We start from the raw sequence: 22,331 nt of genomic DNA on the forward strand, positions 1-22,331 counted from the left end.
GCTGCCGCCGCCCGTCAGGGGTAGCGGCGGGGCGTCCAGGCGACGGACGTCCCGTCGGGCCGCTCCGTGACCTGCGTCTGCGAGGAGCCGATCAGCAGGATCGTCCGCATGTCGACCTCGGACGGCTCCAGCGCCTCCAGCGTCAGGACGCGCACGGACTGCTCCGGGCCGCCCACGTCGCGGGCGACGACCACCGGCGTCTGCGGGGAGCGCAGCTCCAGCAGCAGGTCGCGGGCCTTGGCGACCTGCCAGGTCCGGCTGCGGGAGCCCGGGTTGTACAGGGCGAGGACCAGGTCCGCGGCGGCTGCCGCGCGCAGCCGGTCCGCGATCACGTCCCAGGGCTTGAGCCGGTCGGACAGCGAGACGGTGGCGTAGTCGTGGCCGAGCGGCGCGCCGGCCGCCGCGGCGGCCGCGTTGGCGGCGGTCACGCCGGGCAGGACCCGTACGGGCACGTCCTTGTACGCGTCCTGCGCGGCGGCCTCCAGGACGGCGGTGGCCATGGCGAAGACGCCCGGGTCGCCGCCGGACACGACGGCGACGCGCTTGCCGCGGCGGGCCAGGTCGAGCGCGAACTCGGCGCGCTCCGCCTCGACCTTGTTGTCGGAGCCGTGCCGGACCTGGCCGGGCCGGGCGGGGACCCGGTCGAGGTAGGTGGTGTAGCCGACGAGGACCTCGGCGTCGCACAGCGCCCGCCGCGTCTCGGGGGTCAGCCACAGCGGCCCGGCGGGCCCGGTGCCGACGACGGCGACCTCGCCGGGGCCGGACGGGACGCTGCCCGGGTTGCCGACGCGGCTGGGGACGACGGCGACGGAGAAGTACGGGACGGTGTCCGGGTCGGTGTCGGCGAGCAGCCCGGTCCGCTCGCCCTCCATGGTGGCCCGCTCGACGTAGCGCGCCTCGGCGAGGCGGCCGCTCGTCTCCAGGGCGCGGCGCACGGCGGGGAAGGTGCGGCCCAGCTTCATGACGACCGCGGAGTCGGTGGCGGCGAGCCGCGCGGCGAGCTCCTCCTCGGGGAGGGTGCCGGGGAGGATCGTCAGGACCTCCTCGCCCTCGACGAGCGGGGTGCCGAGGCGGGCGGCGGCGGCGCTGACCGAGGTCACGCCGGGGATGACCTCGGCCTCGTACCGGTCGGCGAGCCGCTTGTGCATGTGCATGTACGAGCCGTAGAAGAGCGGGTCGCCCTCGGCGAGGACGGCGACGGTGCGGCCGGCGTCCAGGTGGGCGGCGAGGCGGGCGGCGGAGGCCTCGTAGAACTCCTCCATCGCGCCCTGGTAGCCGCCCGGGTGGTCGGTGGTCTCGGTGGTGACCGGGTAGACCAGCGGCTCCTCGATGTGGTCGGCGCGCAGGTGGCGGGCGGCGATGGAGCGGGCGATGGAGCGGCCGTGGCGGGCGCTGTGGTAGGCGACGACGTCGGCCTCGCCGATGGCCTCGACGGCGCGCAGCGTCATCAGGGACGGGTCGCCGGGGCCGAGGCCGACCCCGTAGAGGCGGCCCTTGGCCGGGGCGTCGGCAGCGGCGGCTGCGGTTCCGGTGGCTGCGGGGGTTGCTGCGGTGGTGCTCATTCTTCCTCGCTCGCGATCGCGTTGAGGGCGGCGGCCGCGAGGGCGCTGCCGCCGCGCCGGCCGCGGACGACGAGGTGGTCGAGGTTCGAGGGGTGCGCGGCGAGGGCGTCCTTGGACTCGGCGGCGCCGATGAAGCCGACGGGCACGCCGATGACGGCGGCCGGGCGCGGGGCGCCCTCCTCGATCATCTCCAGCAGCCGGAACAGCGCGGTCGGGGCGTTGCCGACGGCGATGACGGAGCCCTCCAGCAGGCCGCGGTCGCGCCACACCTCCAGCGCGGCGGCGCTGCGGGTGGTGCCCATGCGGGCGGCGAGCGCGGGGACGGCCGGGTCGGAGAGGGTGCAGACGACCTGGTTGTCGGCGGGGAGCCGCTTGCGGGTGACGCCGCTGGCGACCATCTGCACGTCGCAGAGGATCGGCGCGCCCGCGTGCAGGGCGGCCCGGGCACGGAGCACGACGTCCGGGGTGTAGCCGAGGTCCTGGGGCAGGTCGGTCATCCCGCAGGCGTGGATCATGCGCACCGCGACCTGCGCGACGGAAGCCGGCAGTCCGGAGAGGTCCGCCTCGGCGCGGATCGTGGCAAAGGACTGGCGGTAGATCTCCGCCCCGTCCTTCTCGTACTCGAACACTGTGTACTCGCTCATTTCTTCGCTGCGTCGTGGGAGGTGGTGCGGCGTGCGTCGGTGCGGCGTGCGTCCGCGAGGACCGCGGCCAGTTCGGAAGTCTTCACGGTGCGGGGCGCCGGGCCGGCGGTTCCGGCTGCGGAGAGGGCGACGGCGTACCCGTCGCCGGTTGCGACGAGGTCGACCCAGGCGGTGCCGCGGGGGTGGCCGCAGCGGCGCTCGCAGCCGGACCAGTGCACGGGCAGCGGGCCGGTCGCCCGCGCGGCGACGGCGCGCGCGTCGGCCCGTACGTCGACGAGCGCCTTGGCGCAACCGGGCCGCCCCGTACAGGCGGTGACGGACCGCCAGGGGCTGTCGGGGGCGGTGGCGAGCCCGGCGCGGGCCAGGTCGGCGAGCGCGGAATCCGCGGCTGCGGCGGCCAGTCCGGGGACGACGACGCCCCGCCAGGGCGTCAGCCGCATACGGCCCGTCAGCCCGGCCAGCAGCCGCCACTGGGCGGTGTCGAGCCGGCCGAGCGGGGCGACGACGGACAGCGCGGCCGACCCGCCGGGGCCGCCGCGCACCACGCCGGGCAGGGGCTCGGGCCCGCCGGTCCCCTGCGGGGCGGCAAGCGGAGCCACCTCGGCCGGAATCCCGGCGGAGGCAAGCTGTGCCGCCAACTCGACGGCGTCGGGGCGGCGTTCGGGCGTCAGCTCGTCGACCCGCCAGGCGCGGGTGCCGGCGGCGCGGGCCGCGTCGAGGAAGCACAGCGCGGCGACCACCGCGGCGCGCGGCACGTCGTCCGCGGCGACGAGCACGGCCCGGGGGCCCCCGGAGTCCGCGCTCGCCGGGCCGGCACCGCCCGCGCCCGCGGCAACCGCCGGGCCCGCGCCGTCCACGGCAGCGCCGGCCGCCGAACCCGCGCCGGTGCACACGCCGATCGCACCCGCAAGGTCGAGCGGACCCGCGCCCCCCGCGGTCGCGGCCACCTCCGGGCCCGCGCCGGCCGCGCCCGGGCCGGCCACGGCAGCGCCGGCCGCCGAACCCGCGCCGGCGACCGCGCCGATCATGTCCGCAGCGTCTGGCGGACCCGCGTCGCCTGCGGTCGCGTCGACCGTCGACCCCGCGCCGCCCGCGCCCGCCGTACCCGGCCTGCCCGGGGCCCCGTCGCCCGTGCCGAGCCACAGCAGGGCCCGCCCGCCGCCCTGCGCCAGGACGTTGACGTCGGCGGAGAGGGACAGCACGTCGCCGCGGCCGTCGTCGACGGCGAACAGGAACCGCCCCGACAGTGCGGCCGCGGCCGGTTCCGCGCACAGTTCGCGGTCCAGGCGGGCGACCCACGGTGCGACGTCCGCCCGGCCGCGCCCGTCCAGGCCGGTCAGCGGCGAGGCGACGACGTTGCGGACGCGCTCGTGTCCGGGCGCCGGCAGCAGTCCGGCCCGGTCCAGGACGGCGGCGAGTTCCCCGCCGCAGGACGCGCCGAGGCCGCGGAGTTGCGCGTTGCCCCGCGAGGTGAGGTCGATGTGCCCGTCGCCGAGCCGGTCGGCGGCGTCGGCCAGGAGCAGGGCCGCGTCGGCGCCGAGGATGCCGCCGGGGATCCGGATCCGGGCCAGGTACCCGTCGTCGGCGGCGTGGAGCCGCAGTGCGCCCGGACAGGCGTCACCGCGGTCACGTATGACCGGTTCGTCCCGCGATACGGCGGAAGGGGGCTGGGGCATGGCGGCGAGCATACCCACCGATGCGCTCCCCCCATGCTCCCGTGAGCTGTGGCCGACGCCACCCTCCCGGCCTCCCGGCCGGGGTCGGCGGCACCTAAGATGACCTTCGGCGTGCCACACGGCCCGCTCATCGCCGAGGACGGCGACATGGGAGGAAGCCCGGTGCGATTCCGGCGCGGTCCCGCCACTGTGAGCCCGGCAGAGCAGCCGCTCGGCGCCGGGTGAGCCAGGAACTCCCGCCGTCCCCACTGCCCGGGGCGCGGAAACCCCGAGGAAGGCCTGCCGCCGCATGATCCTGCTGCTGTCGACGTCCGACACCGATCTGCTCAGCGCCCGCGCCGCCGGGGGCCCCGTGCCCTACCGGTTCGCGAACCCCTCCCGCCTTCCCCTGGACGACCTGCGCGGACTCCTCGACGGCGCCGACCTGGTCGTCGTACGCCTCCTCGGCGGCCTGCGCGCCTGGGAGGACGGCCTGGAGGTGCTCCTGGACCGCGAGCAGACCCGCCCGGTGGTCGTCCTGACCGGCGAACAGGCCCCCGACGCGCAGCTGATGGAGGCGTCCACCGTCCCGATCGGCATCGCGGCCGAGGCGCACGCCTACCTCGCGCACGGCGGGCCGGCCAACCTGGAGCAGCTGGCCCGCTTCCTGTCCGACACGGTGCTGCTGACCGGCCACGGCTTCGAGCCGCCCGCCGCCGCGCCGACGTGGGGCCCCCTGGAGCGCCCGGACGCCGCGGCCGGGGCGGACGGCCCGCGGATCGCCGTGCTGTACTACCGCGCCCACCAGATGAGCGGCAACACCGCGTTCGTGCACGCCCTGTGCGACGCGATCGCCGTGGCGGGCGGCTCGCCCATGCCGCTGTACGTGTCCTCCCTGCGCACGCCCGAGCCGGAGCTGCTGGCCGCGCTGGAGGGCGCCGACGCCGTCGTCACGACGGTCCTCGCGGCGGGCGGCACCCGCCCGGCGACCGCGTCCGCCGGCGGGGACGACGAGTCCTGGGACGCCGGCGCGCTCGCCCGCCTCGGGGTGCCCGTCCTGCAGGCGCTGTGCCTGACCGGGTCGCGCAGCGCCTGGGAGGAGAACGACGAGGGCCTGTCCCCGCTGGACGCGGCGACGCAGGTCGCCGTCCCCGAGTTCGACGGCCGCCTGATCACCGTGCCGTTCTCCTTCAAGGAGTTCGACGCGGACGGGCTGCCCGCCTACGTCGCCGACCCCGAGCGGGCCGCGCGCGTCGCCGGGATCGCCGTACGGCACGCCCGGCTGCGGCACATCGCCCGCGCCGACAAGAGGATCGCGCTGGTGCTGTCGGCGTACCCGACGAAGCACTCCCGGATCGGCAACGCCGTCGGCCTCGACACTCCGGCGAGCGCGGTGGAGCTGCTGCGCGCCCTCATCGAGGGCGGCTACGACTTCGGGCCGGCCGAGGACATCCCGGGCCTGGTGTCCGGCGACGGCGACGAGCTGATCCGCGCCCTGATCGAGGCCGGCGGCCACGACCAGGACTGGCTGACGGAGGAGCAGCTCGCCCGCAACCCGGTCCGCATCCCCGCCGCCGACTACAAGCGCTGGTTCGCCGAACTGCCGGCGGAGCTGCGCGAGCGGGTCGAGGAGCACTGGGGCGAGGCCCCCGGCAGCATGTTCGTCGACCGCTCGGCCAACCCCGAGGGCGACATCGTCCTCGCGGCGCTGCGCCGCGGGAACCTGCTGATCCTGATCCAGCCGCCGCGCGGCTTCGGCGAGAACCCGATCGCGATCTACCACGACCCGGACCTGCCGCCGTCGCACCACTACCTGGCCGCGTACCGGTGGATCCAGGCGGCCGCCGAGGACGGCGGCTTCGGCGCCGACGCGATGATCCACCTGGGCAAGCACGGCAACCTGGAGTGGCTGCCGGGCAAGAACGCGGGCCTGTCCGCGGCGTGCGCCCCCGACGCGGCGCTGGGCGACCTGCCGCTCGTCTACCCGTTCCTCGTCAACGACCCCGGCGAGGGCACCCAGGCCAAGCGGCGCGTGCACGCCACCCTCGTCGACCACCTGGTGCCGCCGATGGCGCGCGCGGAGTCGTACGGCGACATCGCGCGCCTGGAGCAGCACCTCGACGAGTACGCGCAGATCTCCGCGATGGACCCGGCGAAGCTGCCGGCGATCCGCGCGCAGATCTGGACCCTGATCCAGGCCGCGAAGCTGGACCACGACCTGGGCCTGGAGGAGCGCCCGGACGACGACGGCTTCGACGACTTCCTGCTCCACGTCGACGGCTGGCTGTGCGAGGTGAAGGACGCGCAGATCCGCGACGGCCTGCACGTGCTGGGCGGCGCCCCGGCCGGCGAGGCCCGCGTCAACCTGGTCCTGGCGATCCTGCGGGCCCGCCAGATCTGGGGCGGCACGACCGCCCTGCCCGGCCTGCGCGAGGCCCTCGGCCTGGACGAGTCGAAGGCGACCCGCACCTCCGCCGACGGGGCGGAGGAGGCGGCGCGGGGGCTGGTGCAGGCGATGGAGGACGCCGACTGGGACCCGGCCGCGGTGTCCCGGGTGGCCGCCGGGCACCCGGAGCAGGTCGCGGCGGTGCTGGACTTCGCGGCCCGCGAGGTCGTCCCCCGCCTGGCGGGCACGACCGACGAGATCGCGCACGTGGTGGCCGCGCTCGACGGCCGGTTCGTCCCGGCCGGCCCGTCCGGGTCGCCGCTGCGCGGCCTGGTCAACGTGCTGCCGACCGGCCGCAACTTCTACTCCGTCGACCCGAAGGCCGTCCCGTCCCGACTGGCCTGGGAGACCGGCCAGGCGCTGGCGGAGTCGCTGCTGGAGCGCTACCGCGCCGACAACGGCGAGTGGCCGGCGTCGGTCGGCCTGTCCCTGTGGGGCACGAGCGCGATGCGCACCGCCGGCGACGATGTCGCCGAGGCGCTGGCCCTGCTCGGCGTGCGCCCGGTGTGGGACGAGGCCTCGCGCCGGGTGACCTCCCTGGAGGCGATCCCCCTCGCCGAGCTGGGCCGTCCCCGCATCGACGTCACGCTGCGCATCTCCGGCTTCTTCCGGGATGCCTTCCCCCACGTGATCGGCCTCCTCGACGACGCGGTACGGCTGGTGGCCGCGCTCGACGAGCCGGCGGAGCAGAACTTCGTACGGGCCCACGCGCAGGCGGACCTGGCCGAGCACGGCGACGAGCGGCGCGCCACCACCCGTATCTTCGGCTCCCGGCCGGGCACCTACGGGGCGGGCATCCTCCAGTTGATCGACTCCCGGGACTGGCGCACCGACGCCGACCTGGCGGAGGTGTACACCGTGTGGGGCGGCTACGCGTACGGCCGCGGCCTGGAGGGCCGCCCGGCGCGCGCCGAGATGGAGTCCGCGTACAAGCGGATCACGGTGGCGGCGAAGAACACGGACACCCGCGAGCACGACATCGCCGACTCGGACGACTACTTCCAGTACCACGGCGGCATGGTGGCGACGGTCCGCGCACTGCGCGGCACGGCGCCGGAGGCGTACATCGGCGACTCCACCCGCCCGGAGACGGTCAAGACCCGCACCCTGGTGGAGGAGACATCCCGCGTCTTCCGCGCCCGGGTGGTGAACCCGCGGTGGATCGAGGCGATGCGCCGCCACGGCTACAAGGGCGCCTTCGAGCTGGCGGCGACGGTGGACTACCTGTTCGGGTACGACGCCACGACGGGCGTGGTCGCGGACTGGATGTACGACAAGCTGACCGAGACGTACGTCCTGGACCCGGAGAACCGCGCGTTCCTGGAGGAGGCCAACCCCTGGGCGCTGCACGGCATCGCCGAGCGGCTGCTGGAGGCGGAGTCCCGCGGCCTGTGGGAGAAGCCGGACCCGCAGGTCCTGGAGGCGCTGCGGCAGGTGTACCTGGACACGGAGGGCAACCTGGAGTCCGACGGGGAGTGACCCCTTAGCGGGTCCGCGGCGCCGGCGCGCGAGCGTCGGCGCCGCTTCACCTGATGCGGTGAAGCGGTACTGGGGGCGGGCGGGGCCGGGGTAGGGCACTGCCGATCCCGTGCGGGAGGACGGTTTCCGGGGAGGTGTCCGGCCCTCCGCAGCCCCGGACCGAAAGGCATCCTCCGACGTGACCCAGCCGTTCCGCCTGCCGGATTTCCATGTGCCGTATCCGGCGAGACTCAACCCGCACCTGGAGGCCGCCAGGGAGCACACCCGGCGCTGGGCCCGCGAGTTCGGGATGCTGGAGGGATCCGGCGTCTGGACGTCGGCGGACCTCGAGGCGCACGACTACGCGCTGCTGTGCGCGCACACGCACCCCGACTGCGACGCCGAGGTTTTGAAGCTGGTCACGGACTGGTACGTGTGGGTGTTCTTCTTCGACGACCACTTCCTGGAGCTGTTCAAGCGCACCGGGGACCGCGAGGGCGCGAGGAAGTACCTCGACGGGTTGGCGGCGTTCATGCCGATGGACCTCGCGGACGGGTTCCCCGAGCCGGCGAACCCGGTGGAGGCGGGTCTGAAGGACCTGTGGCAGCGCACGGTCCCGGCGATGTCCGCCGACTGGAGGGAACGGTTCTCCGAGTCGACGCGGAACCTGCTGAACGAGTCGATGTGGGAGCTGCACAACATCGGCATGGGGCGGGTCGCGAACCCGCTGGAGTACATCGAGATGCGCCGCAAGGTCGGCGGGGCGCCCTGGTCGGCCGGGCTCGTCGAGTACGTGGCGGCGGAGGTCCCGGCGCGGGTGGCGCACGAGCGGCCCGTCCAGGTGCTGCGGGACGCCTTCTCCGACGCGGTGCACATCCGCAACGACATCTTCTCCTACCGCCGCGAGGTGCAGGAGGAGGGCGAACTCTCCAACGCTGTCCTGGTGTTGGAGACCTTCCTGGGCTGCGCCACGCAGGAGGCCGCCGATCTGGCGAACGACCTGCTGACGTCCCGGCTGGAGCAGTTCGACTACACGGCCCTCGTCGAGATGCCCGCCCTCGCTGCCCGCGTGGGGCTCGGCCCCGAGGAGGCCGCCGCGCTCACGGCGTACGCGAAGGGCCTGCAGGACTGGCAGTCCGGCGGCCACGAGTGGCACATGGCCTCCAGCCGGTACATGAACGAGGAGGCGCGGACGTCCGGCCCGCGGACCCTGCCGTTCCTGCCCGGGGGGCTCGGCACGGCGGCCCTCGACTGGCGCTCGGTCCTCGCGCCGCGGGCGCTGGAGCTGCGTCGGCGCCGGTTCGCGCACGTGCCGTTCCGGAAGGTGGGCCGGCGGGTGCTGCCGGACATCCACCTGCCGTTCGCGCTCACCCTCAACCCGCACCTGGGCCGGGCGCGCCGCGAACTCGCCGCGTGGTGCCGTCGGATGGGGATGGTCGGGCCGCAGCCCGGGGATCCCGGCTCGGACATCTGGACCGAGGCCACCCTGGACGGCATGGACCTGGCGCTGTGCGCGGCGGGAATTGACCCGGACGCCGCGGCGGAGGCGCTGTCGCTGGGCGCGCAGTGGCTGGCCTGGGGCACGTACGGGGACGACTACTACCCGCGGGTGTTCGGCGCGGCCCGTGACACGGCCGGGGCGCGGGCGGCGGCGGACCGGCTCACGGCGATGATGCCCCTGGAGCCGGGGCAGGGGGTGGAGCCGCTCACGGCGCTGGAGCGGAGCCTGGCCGACCTGTGGGCGCGGACCGCCGCCGGCCTGGACGGGCGGGCCCGGGCGGAGTTCCGCCGGCACATCGCCGTGATGCTGGACTCCTGGGTGTGGGAGATCGCGAACGTGGCGGCGAACCGCATCCCGGACCCGGTGGACTACGCGGAGATGCGCCGCTTCACCTTCGGCTCGGACCTGACGATGTTCCTGGCCCGGCTCGGGCACGGGGACGGCTCCTGCCTGGAGGAGCTGCGCCGCGACGGCGTGGTCCGCTCGCTGGAGAGCGCCGCCGCCGATGTCGGGTGCCTGGTCAACGACCTGTTCTCGTACCGCAAGGAGATCGAGTTCGAGGGCGAGGTGCACAACCACGTCCTGGTCGCGCAGAACTTCTTCGGCATCGGCTACCCGCAGGCGGCCGCGATCGTCGCCGACCTGCTGGCGCAGCGGGTGCGGGAGTTCGAGCACATCCGCGACCACCAGCTGCCGGTGCTGTGCGAGGACCGGCGGCTGGGGGCCGGGGAGCGGGCTGCGCTCGGCGCGTACGTGCGGGAGCTGGAGGACTGGATGGCCGCGATCCTCCACTGGCACCGGAGCGTGCGCCGCTACCGGGACGAGGAGCTGCGGCCGGGGCCGGACGGGCTGCGCGCGCTGCTGGCGGGCCCCGGGTTCGGGATGTCGGCGGCGCGGATCTCCCTGCCGTCGTAGTCCCGCGTCTACCGGGTCCCGGTCCAGTCGGCGGGGACCCGGCCGAGGCGGACGCGCTGGGGGTGGTCGCCGACGGGGACGGAGACCCGCTTCTCCCCGGTGGCGAAGTCGATGGCGGTGACGCGGTCGGAGCCGCTCTCGGAGATGACGCAGGCCGTGCCGTCGCCGCTGACGGTCGCCCAGTACGGCTTGTCGGCGGGGACGAGCGGCCCCTCGGCGAGGGTGGCCCGGTCGACGACGGTGGCGTAGTCGTCCATGGTGCCGGCGATGCACAGCTTCGTGCCGTCGGGGCTCATCGCCATGCCGTGGTGGCGGGAGTCGTTGACCCAGGACGTGCGGTCGGAGGGGGTCTTCGGGTTCTTCGGGAGGGTCTTGACGCGGGTGATCCGGTCGGCGGCGACGTCGTACTCGGCGAAGCCGTTGAAGAAGGACACCTGGAAGTACAGCATCGACTCGTCCGGGGTGAAGGCGTTCGGCCGGATCGAGTCGGACAGGTCGGAGCGGCCCGCGGCGTCGAGGCGTTCGCGCATGTCGACCGTGCGGACGGTGCGGAAGGTCTGCGCGTCCACGACGGTGAACTTCCGGTCGCCCTTGGTCCAGTCGAGCCAGGGCGCGTCCAGGGCGGTGTTGACCTCGCCGATGGAGGCGTTCCAGATGAGCCGGCCGTCGCGGGAGAAGGTGTTCTCGTGCGGCTTGTCGCCGGTGGTGAACGAGCCGGCCTGGCGGCCGGTCGCGATGTCGAGGACGTGGACGGTGTTCGAGGTGGACGCGGACACCGCGACGCGGGTGCCGTCGGGTGAGACGGCCATGTGGTCGGAGCGGTAGCCGGAGACGGGGAAGCGCCAGTTGACGCGGCCGGTGCGCAGGTCGAGGGAGACGACGTCGGCGAAGCTCGGGCGGGAGACGACCACGGCGGTGCCGTCGGGGGTGGTGTACATGTCGTCGGCGAGCTGGTCGTGGCCCTCGCCGGCGCTGTGCCGGATGCCGAGGAAGTAGGCGAGCTTCACCGGGTTGAGGTGGATCTCCCGGAGGCGCTCCTCCTTGTCGGGGACGACGTTGATCCGGCCGATGCGCTCCAGGCCTCCGGTGGAGGCGAGGACGTCGGCGGTGCCGTCCCAGTTGTTGCCGACGAAGAGCACCTCGCGCAGTCCGGCCGCCTCGGGGGCGGCGGGCGCGGCGGGTGCGGGTGCGGCGGCCCCCGCGAGGGCCGCCGCGGCGAGCACGCCGCCGGCGAGGAGCGTGCGGACGGGCGTACGGGCAGTGCGGGCGGTCCGGGGCATCGCTCAACTCCGTTGCGGAAAGGCGCTGTTACCGGCCGGTAAAACTAAGGGGGGCGCCGGTGGGGCGCAAGCCCCGCGACGCGGCCTTTTCCCTGCCCGGCGCGCCCGTCAGGCCACGGAGCCGATCCGCCGGGCCGCGGTGGTCGAGGCGTCGGGGTGGATCGGGATGTGCGCGCCGGTCAGCGCGGCCCCGGAGCCGCCCCGCCGGTTGGCGACGATCTCGGCGGCGATGGACAGGGCGGTCTCCTCCGGGGAGCGCGCCCCGAGGTCGAGGCCGATCGGGGAGCGCAGGCGGGCCAGTTCGAGTTCGGTGACGCCGACCTCGCGCAGCCGCCGGTTGCGGTCCTCGTGGGTCCTGCGCGAGCCCATGGCCCCGACGTAGGCGACGGGCAGGCGCAGGGCGAGCCGCAGCAGGGGCACGTCGAACTTGGCGTCGTGGGTGAGGACGCAGAGCACGGTCCGGCCGTCGGTCTCGGTGCCCTCCAGGTAGCGGTGGGGCCAGTCGACGACGATCTCGTCGGCCTCGGGGAAGCGCTGCTTCGTCGCGAAGACGGGCCGCGCGTCGCACAGCGTCACGCGGTAGCCGAGGAACTTGCCGATCCGCACGAGGGCGGACGCGAAGTCGATGGCCCCGAAGACGATCATCCGCGGGGGCGGGACGCTGGACTCGACGAGCACCTTGAGCGGCTCGCCGCACAGCCGGCCGTCGGCGCCGACCTCCAGGACGCCGGTCCTCCCGGCGTCGAGCAGGGCGCGGGCCTCCTCGGCGACCATGCGGTCCAGTTCGCGGTGGCCGCCGAAGCCGCCCAGGAAGCCGTCCCCGCCGTCCGTGCCGGCCCCGCCGCGGACGAGCACGGCGCTGCCCTTCAGCTCCGCCGGCCCCTCGGCGATCCGGGCGACGGCGGCGGCCTCTCCGCGGGCGGCGGCGGCCAGCGCGGCTTCGAAGACCTCCCGCTGCGGGGTGCCGGCGCGGACGGGGGTGACGAGGATGTCGATGATCCCGCCGCAGGTCAGGCCCACGGCGAACGCGTCGTCGTCGCTGTAGCCGAAGCGCTCCAGGACGGTCTCGCCGTCCTGGAGCGCCTGCCGGCACAGGTCGTACACCGCGCCCTCCACGCATCCGCCGGACACCGAGCCGACGGCCGTCCCCGCCTCGTCGACGGCGAGGGCCGCCCCGGGCTGCCGGGGCGCGCTGCCGGTGACCGCCACGACGGTGGCGACGGCGAAGTCGCGCCCCTGCCCGACCCACCGGTTCAGCTCTTCGGCGATGTCCAGCATGGGGGGCCTCCTGGAGGGGGTTCGGTTCCAGTATCGGATGCGTGGAGGGGCAGGGCCGGAGCCCGCGTCAGTGGACGCCGAGCCAGCCCTCGATCGGGTCGAGCGCGAAGAACACCGCGAAGATCGCGGTGAGCGCCCACATGAACGCGCCGATCTCGCGGGCCTTGCCCTGCGCGACCTTGATGGCGACGTGCGAGATGACGCCGGCGGCGACGCCGGCCGTGATCGTGTACGTGAACGGCATGATCACGACGGTGAGGAAGACCGGCACCGCGGTGGCGGCGTCCGCCCAGTCCACGTGGCGGGCGTTCTGCATCATCATGGCGCCGATCACGACGAGCGCGGCCGAGGCGACCTCGCCGGGGACGATCTGCGTGATCGGGGTGAAGAAGATGCACAGGGCGAAGAAGAGGCCGGTGACGACCGAGGCCAGGCCCGTGCGGGCGCCCTCGCCCACGCCGGTGGCGGACTCGACGAACACGGTCTGGCCGCTGCCGCCCGAGACGCCGCCGATGGCACCGCCGGCGCCGTCGATGAAGAGGGCCTTCGACAGGCCGGGCATGCGGCCCTTGTCGTCGGCCAGCTTGGCCTCGGTGCCGACGCCGATGATGGTGGCCATCGCGTCGAAGAAGCCGGCCAGCACCAGCGTGAAGACGATCATGCCGACGGTCATCGCGCCGACCTCGCCCCAGCCGCCGAACTCGACCTGCCCGAAGAGCGAGAAGTCCGGCAGGGAGACCGCGGAGCCGCTCAGCTCCGGCGGGCCGCTGGCCCAGGCCTTCGGGTCGATGTCCGCGATCGCGTTCAGGACGACCGCGAGGACGGTGCCGACGACGATGCCGATGAGGATCGCGCCGGGGACCTTGCGGGCCTGCAGCATGAAGATGAGCAGGAGGGTGACGGCGAAGAGCAGCACCGGCCAGCCGGCCAGCTCGCCCGTCGGGCCGAGGGTGACGGGGCCGCCGCCGGGGGCGGGGTTCTCGTGCACGAACCCGGCCTTGACGAAGCCGATGAGCGCGACGAAGAGGCCGATGCCCATGGTGATCGCGTGCTTGAGGGCCAGCGGGATCGCATTCATGATCATCTCGCGGAGGCCGGTGACGACCAGGAGGCAGATCACGACGCCGTACATGACGCACATGCCCATGGCCTGCGGCCAGGTCATCTGCGGGGCGACCTGCGAGGCGAGCACGCCGGACACGGAGAGGCCGGCGGCGAGCGCGAGCGGCACCTTGCCGACGAAGCCCATGAGCAGGGTGGTCACGGCCGCGGCGAACGCGGTGGCGGTGATCAGCGCCTTCTGGCTCATGGTGTCCCCCGCGGCGTCCTTGCCGGAGAGGATCAGGGGATTCAGCAGGAGGATGTACGCCATCGCCATGAAGGTCGTGACGCCGCCACGAATCTCATTGCCGACGTTCGACCCTCTATGGGTGATGTGGAAGTACCGGTCGAGCCAAGAACGCCCGGCGGGATTGCGAGAGCCGTCGCCGGCCTCTTCCGCGGTGGTCTTGGGCTCCACAGACGATTGGGTCATGGTGCCTAAACTCCCAAGGTTCAAAGGGGCACCCGCACCTGGAATTCCAGGAGAGCTGCGGGATTTGGGAAATGCCGTTCGGCTGCACGACCCGGGGTGACGGCCCGAGGCGACGCGAATTGCACTGCGTGTACTGCGGGTACTGCGGGGGTTCTGCGGTACTTGGCGGCGGCTCCGGGGTGCCGGTGCCGGCGTGTCCTGCGTGGGGGTGCTGCCGGGGACGGGCCGCGAGCGGTGCGGCATGCGTCCCGGACTTCCTTGCTCCGGACGGCGCGGCGGGGGCGCGGGGCCCCGCTGCCGTGCCGCCCGGAGAGTTCGCGGTCCGGGGGCCGCGAGGCCCCCGGAGGGGCGCCGTCCTAGAGGGTGCCGGTGAGGGCTTCCGGGCGGATGGGCGTCTTGTTGAGCTCCAGGCCGGTCGCCGCCCGGATCGCCGCGAGGACGGCCGGGGTGGACGACAGGGTGGGGGCCTCGCCGAGCCCGCGCAGGCCGTACGGCGCGTTCGGGTCGGCGAGCTCCAGGTAGTCGACCGGGATGCTCGGGGTGTCGAGGATCGTCGGGATCAGGTAGTCCGTGAAGGAGGGGTTGCGCACCTTCGCGGTCTTCGGGTCGACGATGATCTCCTCCATCACCGCGACGCCCAGGCCCTGGGTGGTGCCGCCCTGGATCTGGCCGACGACGGAGAGCGGGTTGAGGGCCTTGCCGACGTCCTGGGCGCAGGCCAGCTCGACGACCTTGACGAGGCCGAGCTCGGTGTCCACCTCGACGACCGCGCGGTGCGCGGCGAAGGTGTACTGGACGTGGCCGTCGCCCTGGCCGGTGACGAGGTCGAAGGCGGCCGTCGGGCGGTGGCGGAACTCCAGCTCCATGTCGATGGGCTCCTCGCCCTCCAGCAGCTCCGCGATGTCCGCGAGGACCTCGCCGCCGTCGGTGACGACCTTGCCGCCCTCCAGGAGCAGCTCGGCGGTCGCCCACGCGGGGTGGTAGGAGCCGTTTTTGCGGCGGCCGATCTCGAGGACCTTCTCGCGGACGGCCTCGCAGGTGTTCTTCACGGCGCCGCCGGTCATGTACGTCTGCCGGGACGCGGACGTGGAGCCGGCCGAGCCGACCCGGGTGTCGGCGGGGTGGATCGTCACGTGGGTGACGCCCAGCTCCGTGCGGGCGATCTGGGCGTGGACGGTGACGCCGCCCTGGCCGACCTCCGCCATGGCGGTGTGGACCATCGCGACGGCCTCGCCGCCGATGACCTCCAGGCGCACGCGGGCGGTGGAGTAGTCGTCGAAGCCCTCGGAGAAGCCGACGTTCTTGATGCCGACCGCGTAGCCGACGCCGCGGACGACGCCCTCGCCGTGGGTGGTGTTCGACAGGCCGCCGGGCAGCGCGCGGACGTCCGCGCCCTCGCCGGCGGTCTCCCACTGGCGCTCCGGCGGCAGCGGGCGGGCCTTGACCCGGCGCAGCAGCTCGGCGACCGGGGCCGGGGAGTCCACGACCTGCCCGGTGGGCATGATCGTGCCCTGCTCCATGGCGTTGAGCTGGCGGAACTCCACCGGGTCCATGCCCAGCTTCGCCGCGAGCCTGTCCATCTGGGCCTCGTACGCGAAGCAGGCCTGGACGGCGCCGAAGCCGCGCATGGCGCCGCAGGGCGGGTTGTTCGTGTAGAGGGCGATCGCCTCGATGTCGACGTCGTCCACGACGTACGGGCCGACGGAGAGCGAGGAGGCGTTGCCGACGACCGCCGGGGAGGCCGACGCGTAGGCGCCGCCGTCCAGGACGATCCGGCACTTCATGTGCGTGAGCTTGCCGTCCTTGGTGGCGCCGTGCTCGTAGTACAGCTTGGCCGGGTGGCGGTGCACGTGGCCGAAGAAGGACTCGAACCGGTTGTAGACCATCTTGACCGGCTTGTTCGTGGCGAGGGCCAGCAGGCAGGCGTGGATCTGCATGGAGATGTCCTCGCGGCCGCCGAAGGCGCCGCCGACGCCGGACAGCGTCATGCGGACCTTCTCCTCGGGCAGGCCGAGGACGGGGGCGATCTGCCGGAGGTCGGAGTGCAGCCACTGGGTGGCGACGTACAGGTCGACGCCGCCGTCCTCGCCGGGTACCGCGAGGCCGGACTCGGGGCCGAGGAAGGCCTGGTCCTGCATGCCGAAGGTGTACTCGCCCTCGACGATGACGTCGGCGCGCTTGCGGGCCTCCTCCACGTTGCCGCGGACGATGGGCTGGCGGTGCACGATGTTCGGGTGCGGGACGTGCCCGGCGTGGTGGTCGTCGCGGCCCTCGTGGAGGAGCGGCGCGCCGGGGGCGAGGGCGGAGGCCTCGTCGGTGACGACCGGCAGCTCCCGGTAGTCCACCTTGATCTTGGCGGCGGCCCGGCGGGCCGTCTCCGGGTGGTCGGCGGCGACGAGGGCCACCGGCTCGCCGTGGTGGCGTACCCGGCCGTTGGCGAGGACCGGGGTGTCCTGGATCTCCAGGCCGTAGTTCTTCATCTCGGCCGGCAGGTCCGCGTAGGTGAGGACCGAGTAGACGCCCGGCACGGCCAGCGCCTCGGAGATGTCGATGCCCGCGATCTCGGCGTGCGCGACGGGGCTGCGCAGGGTCTGGCCCCAGAGCATGTCCTCGTGCCACATGTCGGAGGAGTACGCGAACTCGCCGGTGACCTTGAGGGTGCCGTCGGGGCGGAGCGTGGACTCGCCGATGCCGCCCTGGGCGTGCTTCTGGGAGACGTTCGTCGGCGTGCCGGACGGAGTGGTGCGGGTGTTGGCCATGGTCAGACCGCCTCTCCCTGGCGGGCGGCCGCCAGGCGGACCGCGTCGAGGATCTTCTCGTAGCCCGTGCAGCGGCAGAGGTTGCCGGACAGGGCCTCACGGATGTCCTGGTCGGTCGGGTCCGGGTTCTGCTCCAGCAGGGCGTCGGCCTGGACCAGCAGACCCGGGGTGCAGAAGCCGCACTGGACGGCGCCGGCGTCGATGAACGCCTGCTGGATGCCGGACAGCTCCACGCCCTCGCCGGTCTGCGAGTCGGTGCCCTTCGCGGACCAGCGCTGCGCCTCGTCGGCGGACACGCCGGCCGCGCCGCCGCAGGCGCCGGTGCCGCAGGCGCCGCCGTGGCCGTGCTCCCCGCGCTTGCGGGCGAAGTCGGCCAGGCCCTCGACGGTCACGACGTCGCGGCCCTCGACCTGGCCGGCGGCGACGAGACAGGAGCAGACGGGCACGCCGTCGAGGCGTACGGTGCAGGATCCGCACTCGCCCTGCTCGCAGGCGTTCTTCGAGCCGGGCAGGCCCAGGCGCTCACGCAGGACGTAGAGGAGGGACTCGCCCTCCCAGACGTCGTCGGCCTGCTGCGGACGACCGTTGACGGTGAAATTGACGCGCATGGTTACGCAGCCCCTTCAAGCGAGCGGCCGTTCGTGCCGCGGTACTGCTCCCACGTCCAGACGAGCTGGCGGCGAGCCATGATGCCGACCGCGTGGCGGCGGTACTTCGCCGTGCCGCGGATGTCGTCGATCGGGTTGCAGGCGCCTGAGGCGAGCTCACCGAACTGCTTGGCGATCGACGGGGTGATGACCTTGCCGTTCTCCCAGAAGCCGCCCTCCTCCAGGGCGGCGTTCAGGAACTCCTCGGCGGCCTTCGCCCGGATGGGCGTGGGCGCGGCCGAGCCGATGCCCGTCCGCACGGTGCGGGTCTCGGGGTGCAGCGCGAGGCCGAAGGCGCACACCGCGATGACCATCGCGTTGCGGGTGCCGACCTTGGAGTACTGCTGCGGGCCGGTGGCGTTCCTGACGTGGATCGCCTTGATGAGTTCGTCGGCGGCGAGCGCGTTGCGCTTGACGCCGGTGTAGAACTCGTCGATCGGGATCATGCGGGTGCCGCGGACGGACTCGACCTCGACCTCGGCGCCGGCGGCGAGGAGGGCGGGGTGGGAGTCGCCCGCGGGAGAGGCGCAGCCCAGGTTGCCGCCGACGCCGCCGCGGTTGCGGATCTGCGGGGAGGCGACCGTGTGCGAGGCCAGCGCGAGCCCGGGCAGCGGCTCGCGCAGGTTCTCCATGATGTGCGTGTACGGGACGGAGGCGCCGACCCTGGTGACCTCCTCGCCTACCTCCCACTCCCGCAGCAGGCCGATGCGGTTCAGGTCGAGGAGGTACTCCGGACGGCGGTGGTCGAAGTTGATCTCGACCATGATGTCGGTGCCACCCGCAATCGGCACAGCTGTGGGGTACTCGGCCTTGGCGGCGAGTGCCTCCTCCCAGCTGGCGGGGCGAAGGAAGTCCATGTGCGGCTCTCTTCTTGTAATCGGGTCGTTCGCTTGGGGGCCAGGAGGCCGAAGGGCCCTCGACTGGTCGTTCACTTGCTGTTAACGCGGTGTGGAGTCAGTACACAAGCCGGGCGTCCTTGTGGTGCAGTCACCGAAACCATGAAGGAGTTGGCTGGCGGCCTCCCTCGTCTTGTAGATTCGTATGAAAGGCAGGATGCACTGACCTGCCCGATTTCCTACGGCAACATTCGAGACAGATCGGCGGCGACACCATGCGGCTGCGCGCACTGCTGGAAACCGAGGCGCTGGGGCTGCGGCTGCTGGGCGGCGAGGACGAACTCGACCGGACGGTCCGCGGCGTCATGACGACGGACCTGAGGGATCCCAGCCGGTACCTCACCGGCGGCGAACTCGTCCTGACAGGCCTGGCCTGGCGAAGAAATTCAGCCGACTCCGAGCCGTTCGTACGAATCCTGGCGAGCGCGGGCGTCGCCGGCCTCGCCGCGGGCGAGGCCGAGCTGGGCGACATCCCCGACGACCTGGTCTCCGCCTGCCGGCACCACCGGCTCCCGCTGTTCGCGGTGAACGAGGACGTTGCGTTCGCCACCATCACGGAGTACGTGGTGCGGCAGGTCTCCGGCGAGCGCGCCGGCGACCTCGCGGCCGTCGTCGACCGCCACCGCCGGCTGATGACCTCCGGTCCTGCGGGCGGCGGGCCGGACGTGGTGCTCGATCTGCTCACCACCGACCTCGATCTGCGGGCGTGGGTGCTCTCCCCCACGGGCCGGCAGATCGCCGGAGCGGGAGAACCCCTGCCGCCGGGGGTCTGTGCGGCCCTGGCCGGCGAGCACCTCGCGGCGGTCCGCACCGGGCGCAGGGGCCCGCACCGGATCTCCCTCCAGGGTATTGCGTACTCGCTGTTCCCGATCAGGGGAGCGGGCCGCGCCCCGGGCGGCCCGGGCGGCCGCGACGTGCGCGAGAGCGTGCTGTCGGACTGGCTGCTGGCCGTCGAGGCCGACGCGGGCGACTGGCCGGCGGAGCGGCTCGACCTGCTCCAGGGCGTGACCCAGCTGATCGCCGTCGAGCGGGACCGGCGCGACGCCGCCCGCACGGTGCGCCGCCGCCTGGCGCAGGAGGTGCTGGAGCTGGTCCAGACGGGCGCCCCGCCCGCCGAGATCGCCGCCCGTCTGCGCGTCGCGGCCCCGGTGCTGCTGCCGGGGCTCGGCGCGGCCCCGCACTGGCAGGTCGTCGTGGCCCGGGTGGACTGGGAGGGCGGCGACATCCCCGGCGGGCCGGTGGCGCAGTCGCTGCTGGAGGAGATCCTCGTCGACCCGTCGGTGTCCGGGCCGGAGCCCTCGGACCGCATCGCGGTCGCCCACACGGGCGACGAGGCCATCGCCCTGGTGCCGCTGCCCGCGCAGACCGGGGAGGGCGGCGAGGACAAGGCCGCGGAGGCCGCCCTGCACGCCGACGAGCTGCTCGCGACCGTACGGGAGCCGCTGCGCGCGGGCCTCGCCGACGACGGCCGGCTCACCCTCGGCGTCAGCGCGGCGGTGCACTCCGCCGAGGGGCTGCGCGGCGCGCTGGAGGAGGCCCGGCACGCCCGGCGGGTCGCCGCGGCCCGCCCCGGCCGGGTGTGCGCGGCCGGCCACCACGAGCTGGCCTCGCACGTGCTGCTGCTGCCGTTCGTCCCGGACGACGTGCGCCGCGCGTTCACGGCGCGGCTGCTGGACCCGCTGCGGGACTACGACCGCCGCCACCGCGCGGAGCTCATCCCGACGCTGGAGGCGTTCCTGGACTGCGACGGCTCGTGGACGCGCTGTGCGACCCGGCTGCACCTGCACGTCAACACGCTGCGCTACCGGGTCGGGCGAATCGAGCAGTTGACGTCCCGCGACCTGTCCAGGCTGGAGGACAAGCTCGACTTCTTCCTCGCACTGCGCATGAGCTGAGGCGTTCCGCAGGGCCGGTTGTTCCGTGTGGGATGCACGGTGCTGACGAGGTGTCCGGACTTTGTGAAAGAGTTCACCCGACCTCTTGGCCGAACCCTCGGATCCGTGCTCTCATTTCGCCCCAGGGCTCGAAGACGTGCTGCTTGGTTGCTTTGGGGAGGGCAATGTGGCGGACACCGCCATGTCCGGCGCCGGAACCACCGGGGGGGACGACCCCCTCCAGCGGGCGATATGGCGGCTGCGCTCGCGCGGCTGCTGGACCGACGCGGCAGCCCTGCTGACCGCGCACCAGGAGGACGCCGGAGCCGCCGTGCAGCGGACCGCTCTGCTGGTCGAGCGGTGCCTGTTCACCGGCCAGGGCTGGTCGGAGGCGGAGGACGCGCTGCGGGTCGCGGAGGCGGTGGCCGGGGACGACGACGAGCGCGGTGCGGCGGCCTGCGAGCGCGGCCACCTGGCGTACGCGGCCACGGTCCTGGGGGTGCGCGACCGCGCGGACGAGGCCCGCTCCGCGCTGGGCCGGGCGGCCGCCCTGCTGTCCCCCGCCTCCCCTACCCGCCCGCTGCTGGACTTCCGCCGCGGCCTGGTAGCCGAGCACCTGGCGGACGCCCCCCAGTCCGCCCGCCCTGCCTACCGTCGCGCCCACGCGGGCGCGACGGCCAACGGGGACACGCTGCTGCTGTCGTTCACCTGGCGGCATCTGGCCGCGCTGGCCCTGCGCGACGGGGAGGTGGCGGAGGCCCGCAGGGGCTTCGCGGAGTCGCTCCGCATCCGCGAGGAGCTGGGCTTCCTCGTCGGCACCGCACCGGCCCTGGCGGCGCTCGCCGAGGCCGAACCGGAACCGGAGGCCAGCCGACTGCGCGCCGAGGCCCGCCGCCTGTTCCACCTCCTGGGCGGCATCCCCACCTGGCTGGCGGACCAGCTCCACCCCAGGCCGTCCCTGCCGGATCCCGCCTGATTGAACGGGACGGCGGTCCGGGGCGGCCCGGTCCTGGGTCGTCTCTTTCGAATCTCCCCCGGCCCGCGCCGCCCGGCACCGCGCCTCGCCGCGTTGTCGGACCGCCCACCCGCCCCAGTACGCGGGCGGCCCTCCGCCTTGCGATGCACGGCACCGGACGACGCGGGCTCAGGGGGTCCCGGCGAAGTGCTCCCGCACCAGCGATTCCACGGCCGCCAGCTCACCGGCGACCAGGGCCTCCAGCAGGGCCGCGTGCTCGGCCGCGTCGGCGACGAGATCGGCGCGCCGCACCCGCGGAGCCCCGGGCAGCGGCCACTGGGAGCGGCGGTGCAGTTCCTCGGCCACCTGGACGAGCTGCTCGTTGCCGCCGAGGCCGAGGACCTGCCGGTGGAAGGCCCGGTCGGCCTCCGCGTAGCGTGCGGGGTCCCCGGCCGCGGCCGCTTCGGCGGTGGCGGCGGCCGCCGGCCGCAGGGCCACCCAGGTCTCCGGGGCGACGGTCCGGGCCAGCCGCAGCATGACGGGGACCTCCAGCAGCGCCCGTACCTCGGCCAGCTCCGCGAGGGCCCGCCGCGTGCGCGACAGTACCCGGAAGCCGCGGTTCGGCAGGCACTCCACGGCCCCTTCCAGGGCCAGCTGCTGCATCGCCTCGCGGACCGGCGTGGCGGACACGCCGAAGCGCTCGGCCAGGGCGGGGCCGGAGTAGATCTCCCCGGGCTCCAGTTCGCCGTCGACCAGGGCGGCGCGCAGCGCCTCCAGTACCTGCGCCCGGACGGAATGGCGCAGCACCTTCTGCGTCGGGATCAGCGCCGACACCCCCGCGTGGGCCGCCTCGTGCACTCGGTCCTCCTTTGGGTCTCGGCCTGTCGGGAGAATAGTTGAGATCGGGCGGGAAAAGGGCATACAAGC

General features: G+C 74.1%; 14 protein-coding genes and 1 riboswitch. Of the genes, 4 read left to right on the forward strand and 10 right to left on the reverse strand.

Annotated elements, in window-relative coordinates; translation table 11 throughout:
• Positions 1-14: 14 nt before the first annotated feature.
• From ACZ462_RS08270 to ACZ462_RS08280, 3 genes are read right to left on the reverse strand one after another with little or no spacing between them, the layout of a single operon-like run.
• Positions 15-1,562 carry a precorrin-2 C(20)-methyltransferase gene (locus ACZ462_RS08270; RefSeq protein ID WP_467807553.1) on the reverse strand — a complete coding sequence of 516 codons (1,548 nt, stop codon included), beginning with the start codon at positions 1,560-1,562 and terminating at the stop codon, positions 15-17.
• A complete protein-coding gene (locus tag ACZ462_RS08275) occupies positions 1,559-2,206 on the reverse strand; it encodes a precorrin-8X methylmutase (protein WP_189809300.1) in 648 nt (215 codons plus the stop codon). Before ACZ462_RS08275 ends, ACZ462_RS08270 begins: the two co-directional genes overlap by 4 nt.
• On the reverse strand, positions 2,203-3,882 hold the full coding sequence (locus ACZ462_RS08280) for a nitrite reductase (RefSeq protein ID WP_467807554.1): 1,680 nt from the start codon (positions 3,880-3,882) through the stop codon (positions 2,203-2,205). The genes ACZ462_RS08275 and ACZ462_RS08280 overlap by 4 nt, the downstream gene beginning before the upstream one ends.
• A gap of 130 nt (positions 3,883-4,012) precedes the next feature.
• Positions 4,013-4,118, forward strand: a riboswitch (cobalamin riboswitch).
• Between the two features lie 53 nt (positions 4,119-4,171).
• Between ACZ462_RS08280 and cobN the strand changes: the two genes are divergently transcribed.
• Both cobN and ACZ462_RS08290 read left to right on the forward strand, forming a co-directional pair.
• Positions 4,172-7,786, forward strand: coding sequence for a cobaltochelatase subunit CobN (gene cobN, locus ACZ462_RS08285; protein WP_467807556.1), 3,615 nt, complete (start codon positions 4,172-4,174; stop codon positions 7,784-7,786).
• 178 nt (positions 7,787-7,964) lie between these two features.
• Positions 7,965-10,181 (forward strand): terpene synthase family protein, encoded by a 2,217-nt coding sequence (locus tag ACZ462_RS08290; RefSeq protein WP_467807557.1) that lies wholly within the window; start codon positions 7,965-7,967, stop codon positions 10,179-10,181.
• Between the two features lie 8 nt (positions 10,182-10,189).
• Here ACZ462_RS08290 and ACZ462_RS08295 read toward each other — a convergent pair whose 3' ends face one another.
• The 6 genes from ACZ462_RS08295 to ACZ462_RS08320 all read right to left on the reverse strand — a co-directional run bounded on the left by ACZ462_RS08295 (position 10,190) and on the right by ACZ462_RS08320 (position 18,536).
• Positions 10,190-11,461, reverse strand: a complete 1,272-nt coding sequence (locus ACZ462_RS08295) for a YncE family protein (protein WP_467807559.1) — start codon at positions 11,459-11,461, stop codon at positions 10,190-10,192.
• A gap of 108 nt (positions 11,462-11,569) precedes the next feature.
• Positions 11,570-12,739, reverse strand: a complete 1,170-nt coding sequence (locus ACZ462_RS08300; protein ID WP_467807561.1) for an XdhC family protein — start codon at positions 12,737-12,739, stop codon at positions 11,570-11,572.
• Between the two features lie 67 nt (positions 12,740-12,806).
• On the reverse strand, positions 12,807-14,273 hold the full coding sequence (locus tag ACZ462_RS08305; protein ID WP_467807562.1) for an NCS2 family permease: 1,467 nt from the start codon (positions 14,271-14,273) through the stop codon (positions 12,807-12,809).
• Between the two features lie 356 nt (positions 14,274-14,629).
• A complete protein-coding gene (gene pucD / locus ACZ462_RS08310) occupies positions 14,630-17,032 on the reverse strand; it encodes a xanthine dehydrogenase subunit D (RefSeq protein ID WP_467807564.1) in 2,403 nt (800 codons plus the stop codon).
• A 2-nt stretch (positions 17,033-17,034) separates the two neighbouring features.
• A complete protein-coding gene (locus tag ACZ462_RS08315; protein ID WP_467807566.1) occupies positions 17,035-17,640 on the reverse strand; it encodes a (2Fe-2S)-binding protein in 606 nt (201 codons plus the stop codon).
• A gap of 2 nt (positions 17,641-17,642) precedes the next feature.
• A complete protein-coding gene (locus tag ACZ462_RS08320) occupies positions 17,643-18,536 on the reverse strand; it encodes an FAD binding domain-containing protein (protein ID WP_467807567.1) in 894 nt (297 codons plus the stop codon).
• Positions 18,537-18,790: 254 nt separating this feature from the next.
• Here ACZ462_RS08320 and ACZ462_RS08325 point away from each other — a divergent pair, with 254 nt between their 5' ends.
• Together ACZ462_RS08325 and ACZ462_RS08330 are read left to right on the forward strand one after the other, a co-directional pair.
• Positions 18,791-20,470, forward strand: a complete 1,680-nt coding sequence (locus tag ACZ462_RS08325; protein WP_467807569.1) for a PucR family transcriptional regulator — start codon at positions 18,791-18,793, stop codon at positions 20,468-20,470.
• 166 nt (positions 20,471-20,636) lie between these two features.
• Positions 20,637-21,425: a hypothetical protein gene (locus tag ACZ462_RS08330; RefSeq protein WP_467807570.1), complete on the forward strand. Its 789-nt coding sequence runs from the start codon at positions 20,637-20,639 to the stop codon at positions 21,423-21,425.
• Between the two features lie 168 nt (positions 21,426-21,593).
• On the opposite strand, the gene ACZ462_RS08335 is transcribed toward ACZ462_RS08330, so the two are convergent.
• A complete protein-coding gene (locus ACZ462_RS08335) occupies positions 21,594-22,325 on the reverse strand; it encodes a GntR family transcriptional regulator (RefSeq protein ID WP_467807572.1) in 732 nt (243 codons plus the stop codon).
• Positions 22,326-22,331: the final 6 nt, after the last annotated feature.

The sequence above is a fragment of the Streptomyces sp. NPDC031121 genome (assembly GCF_055570615.1).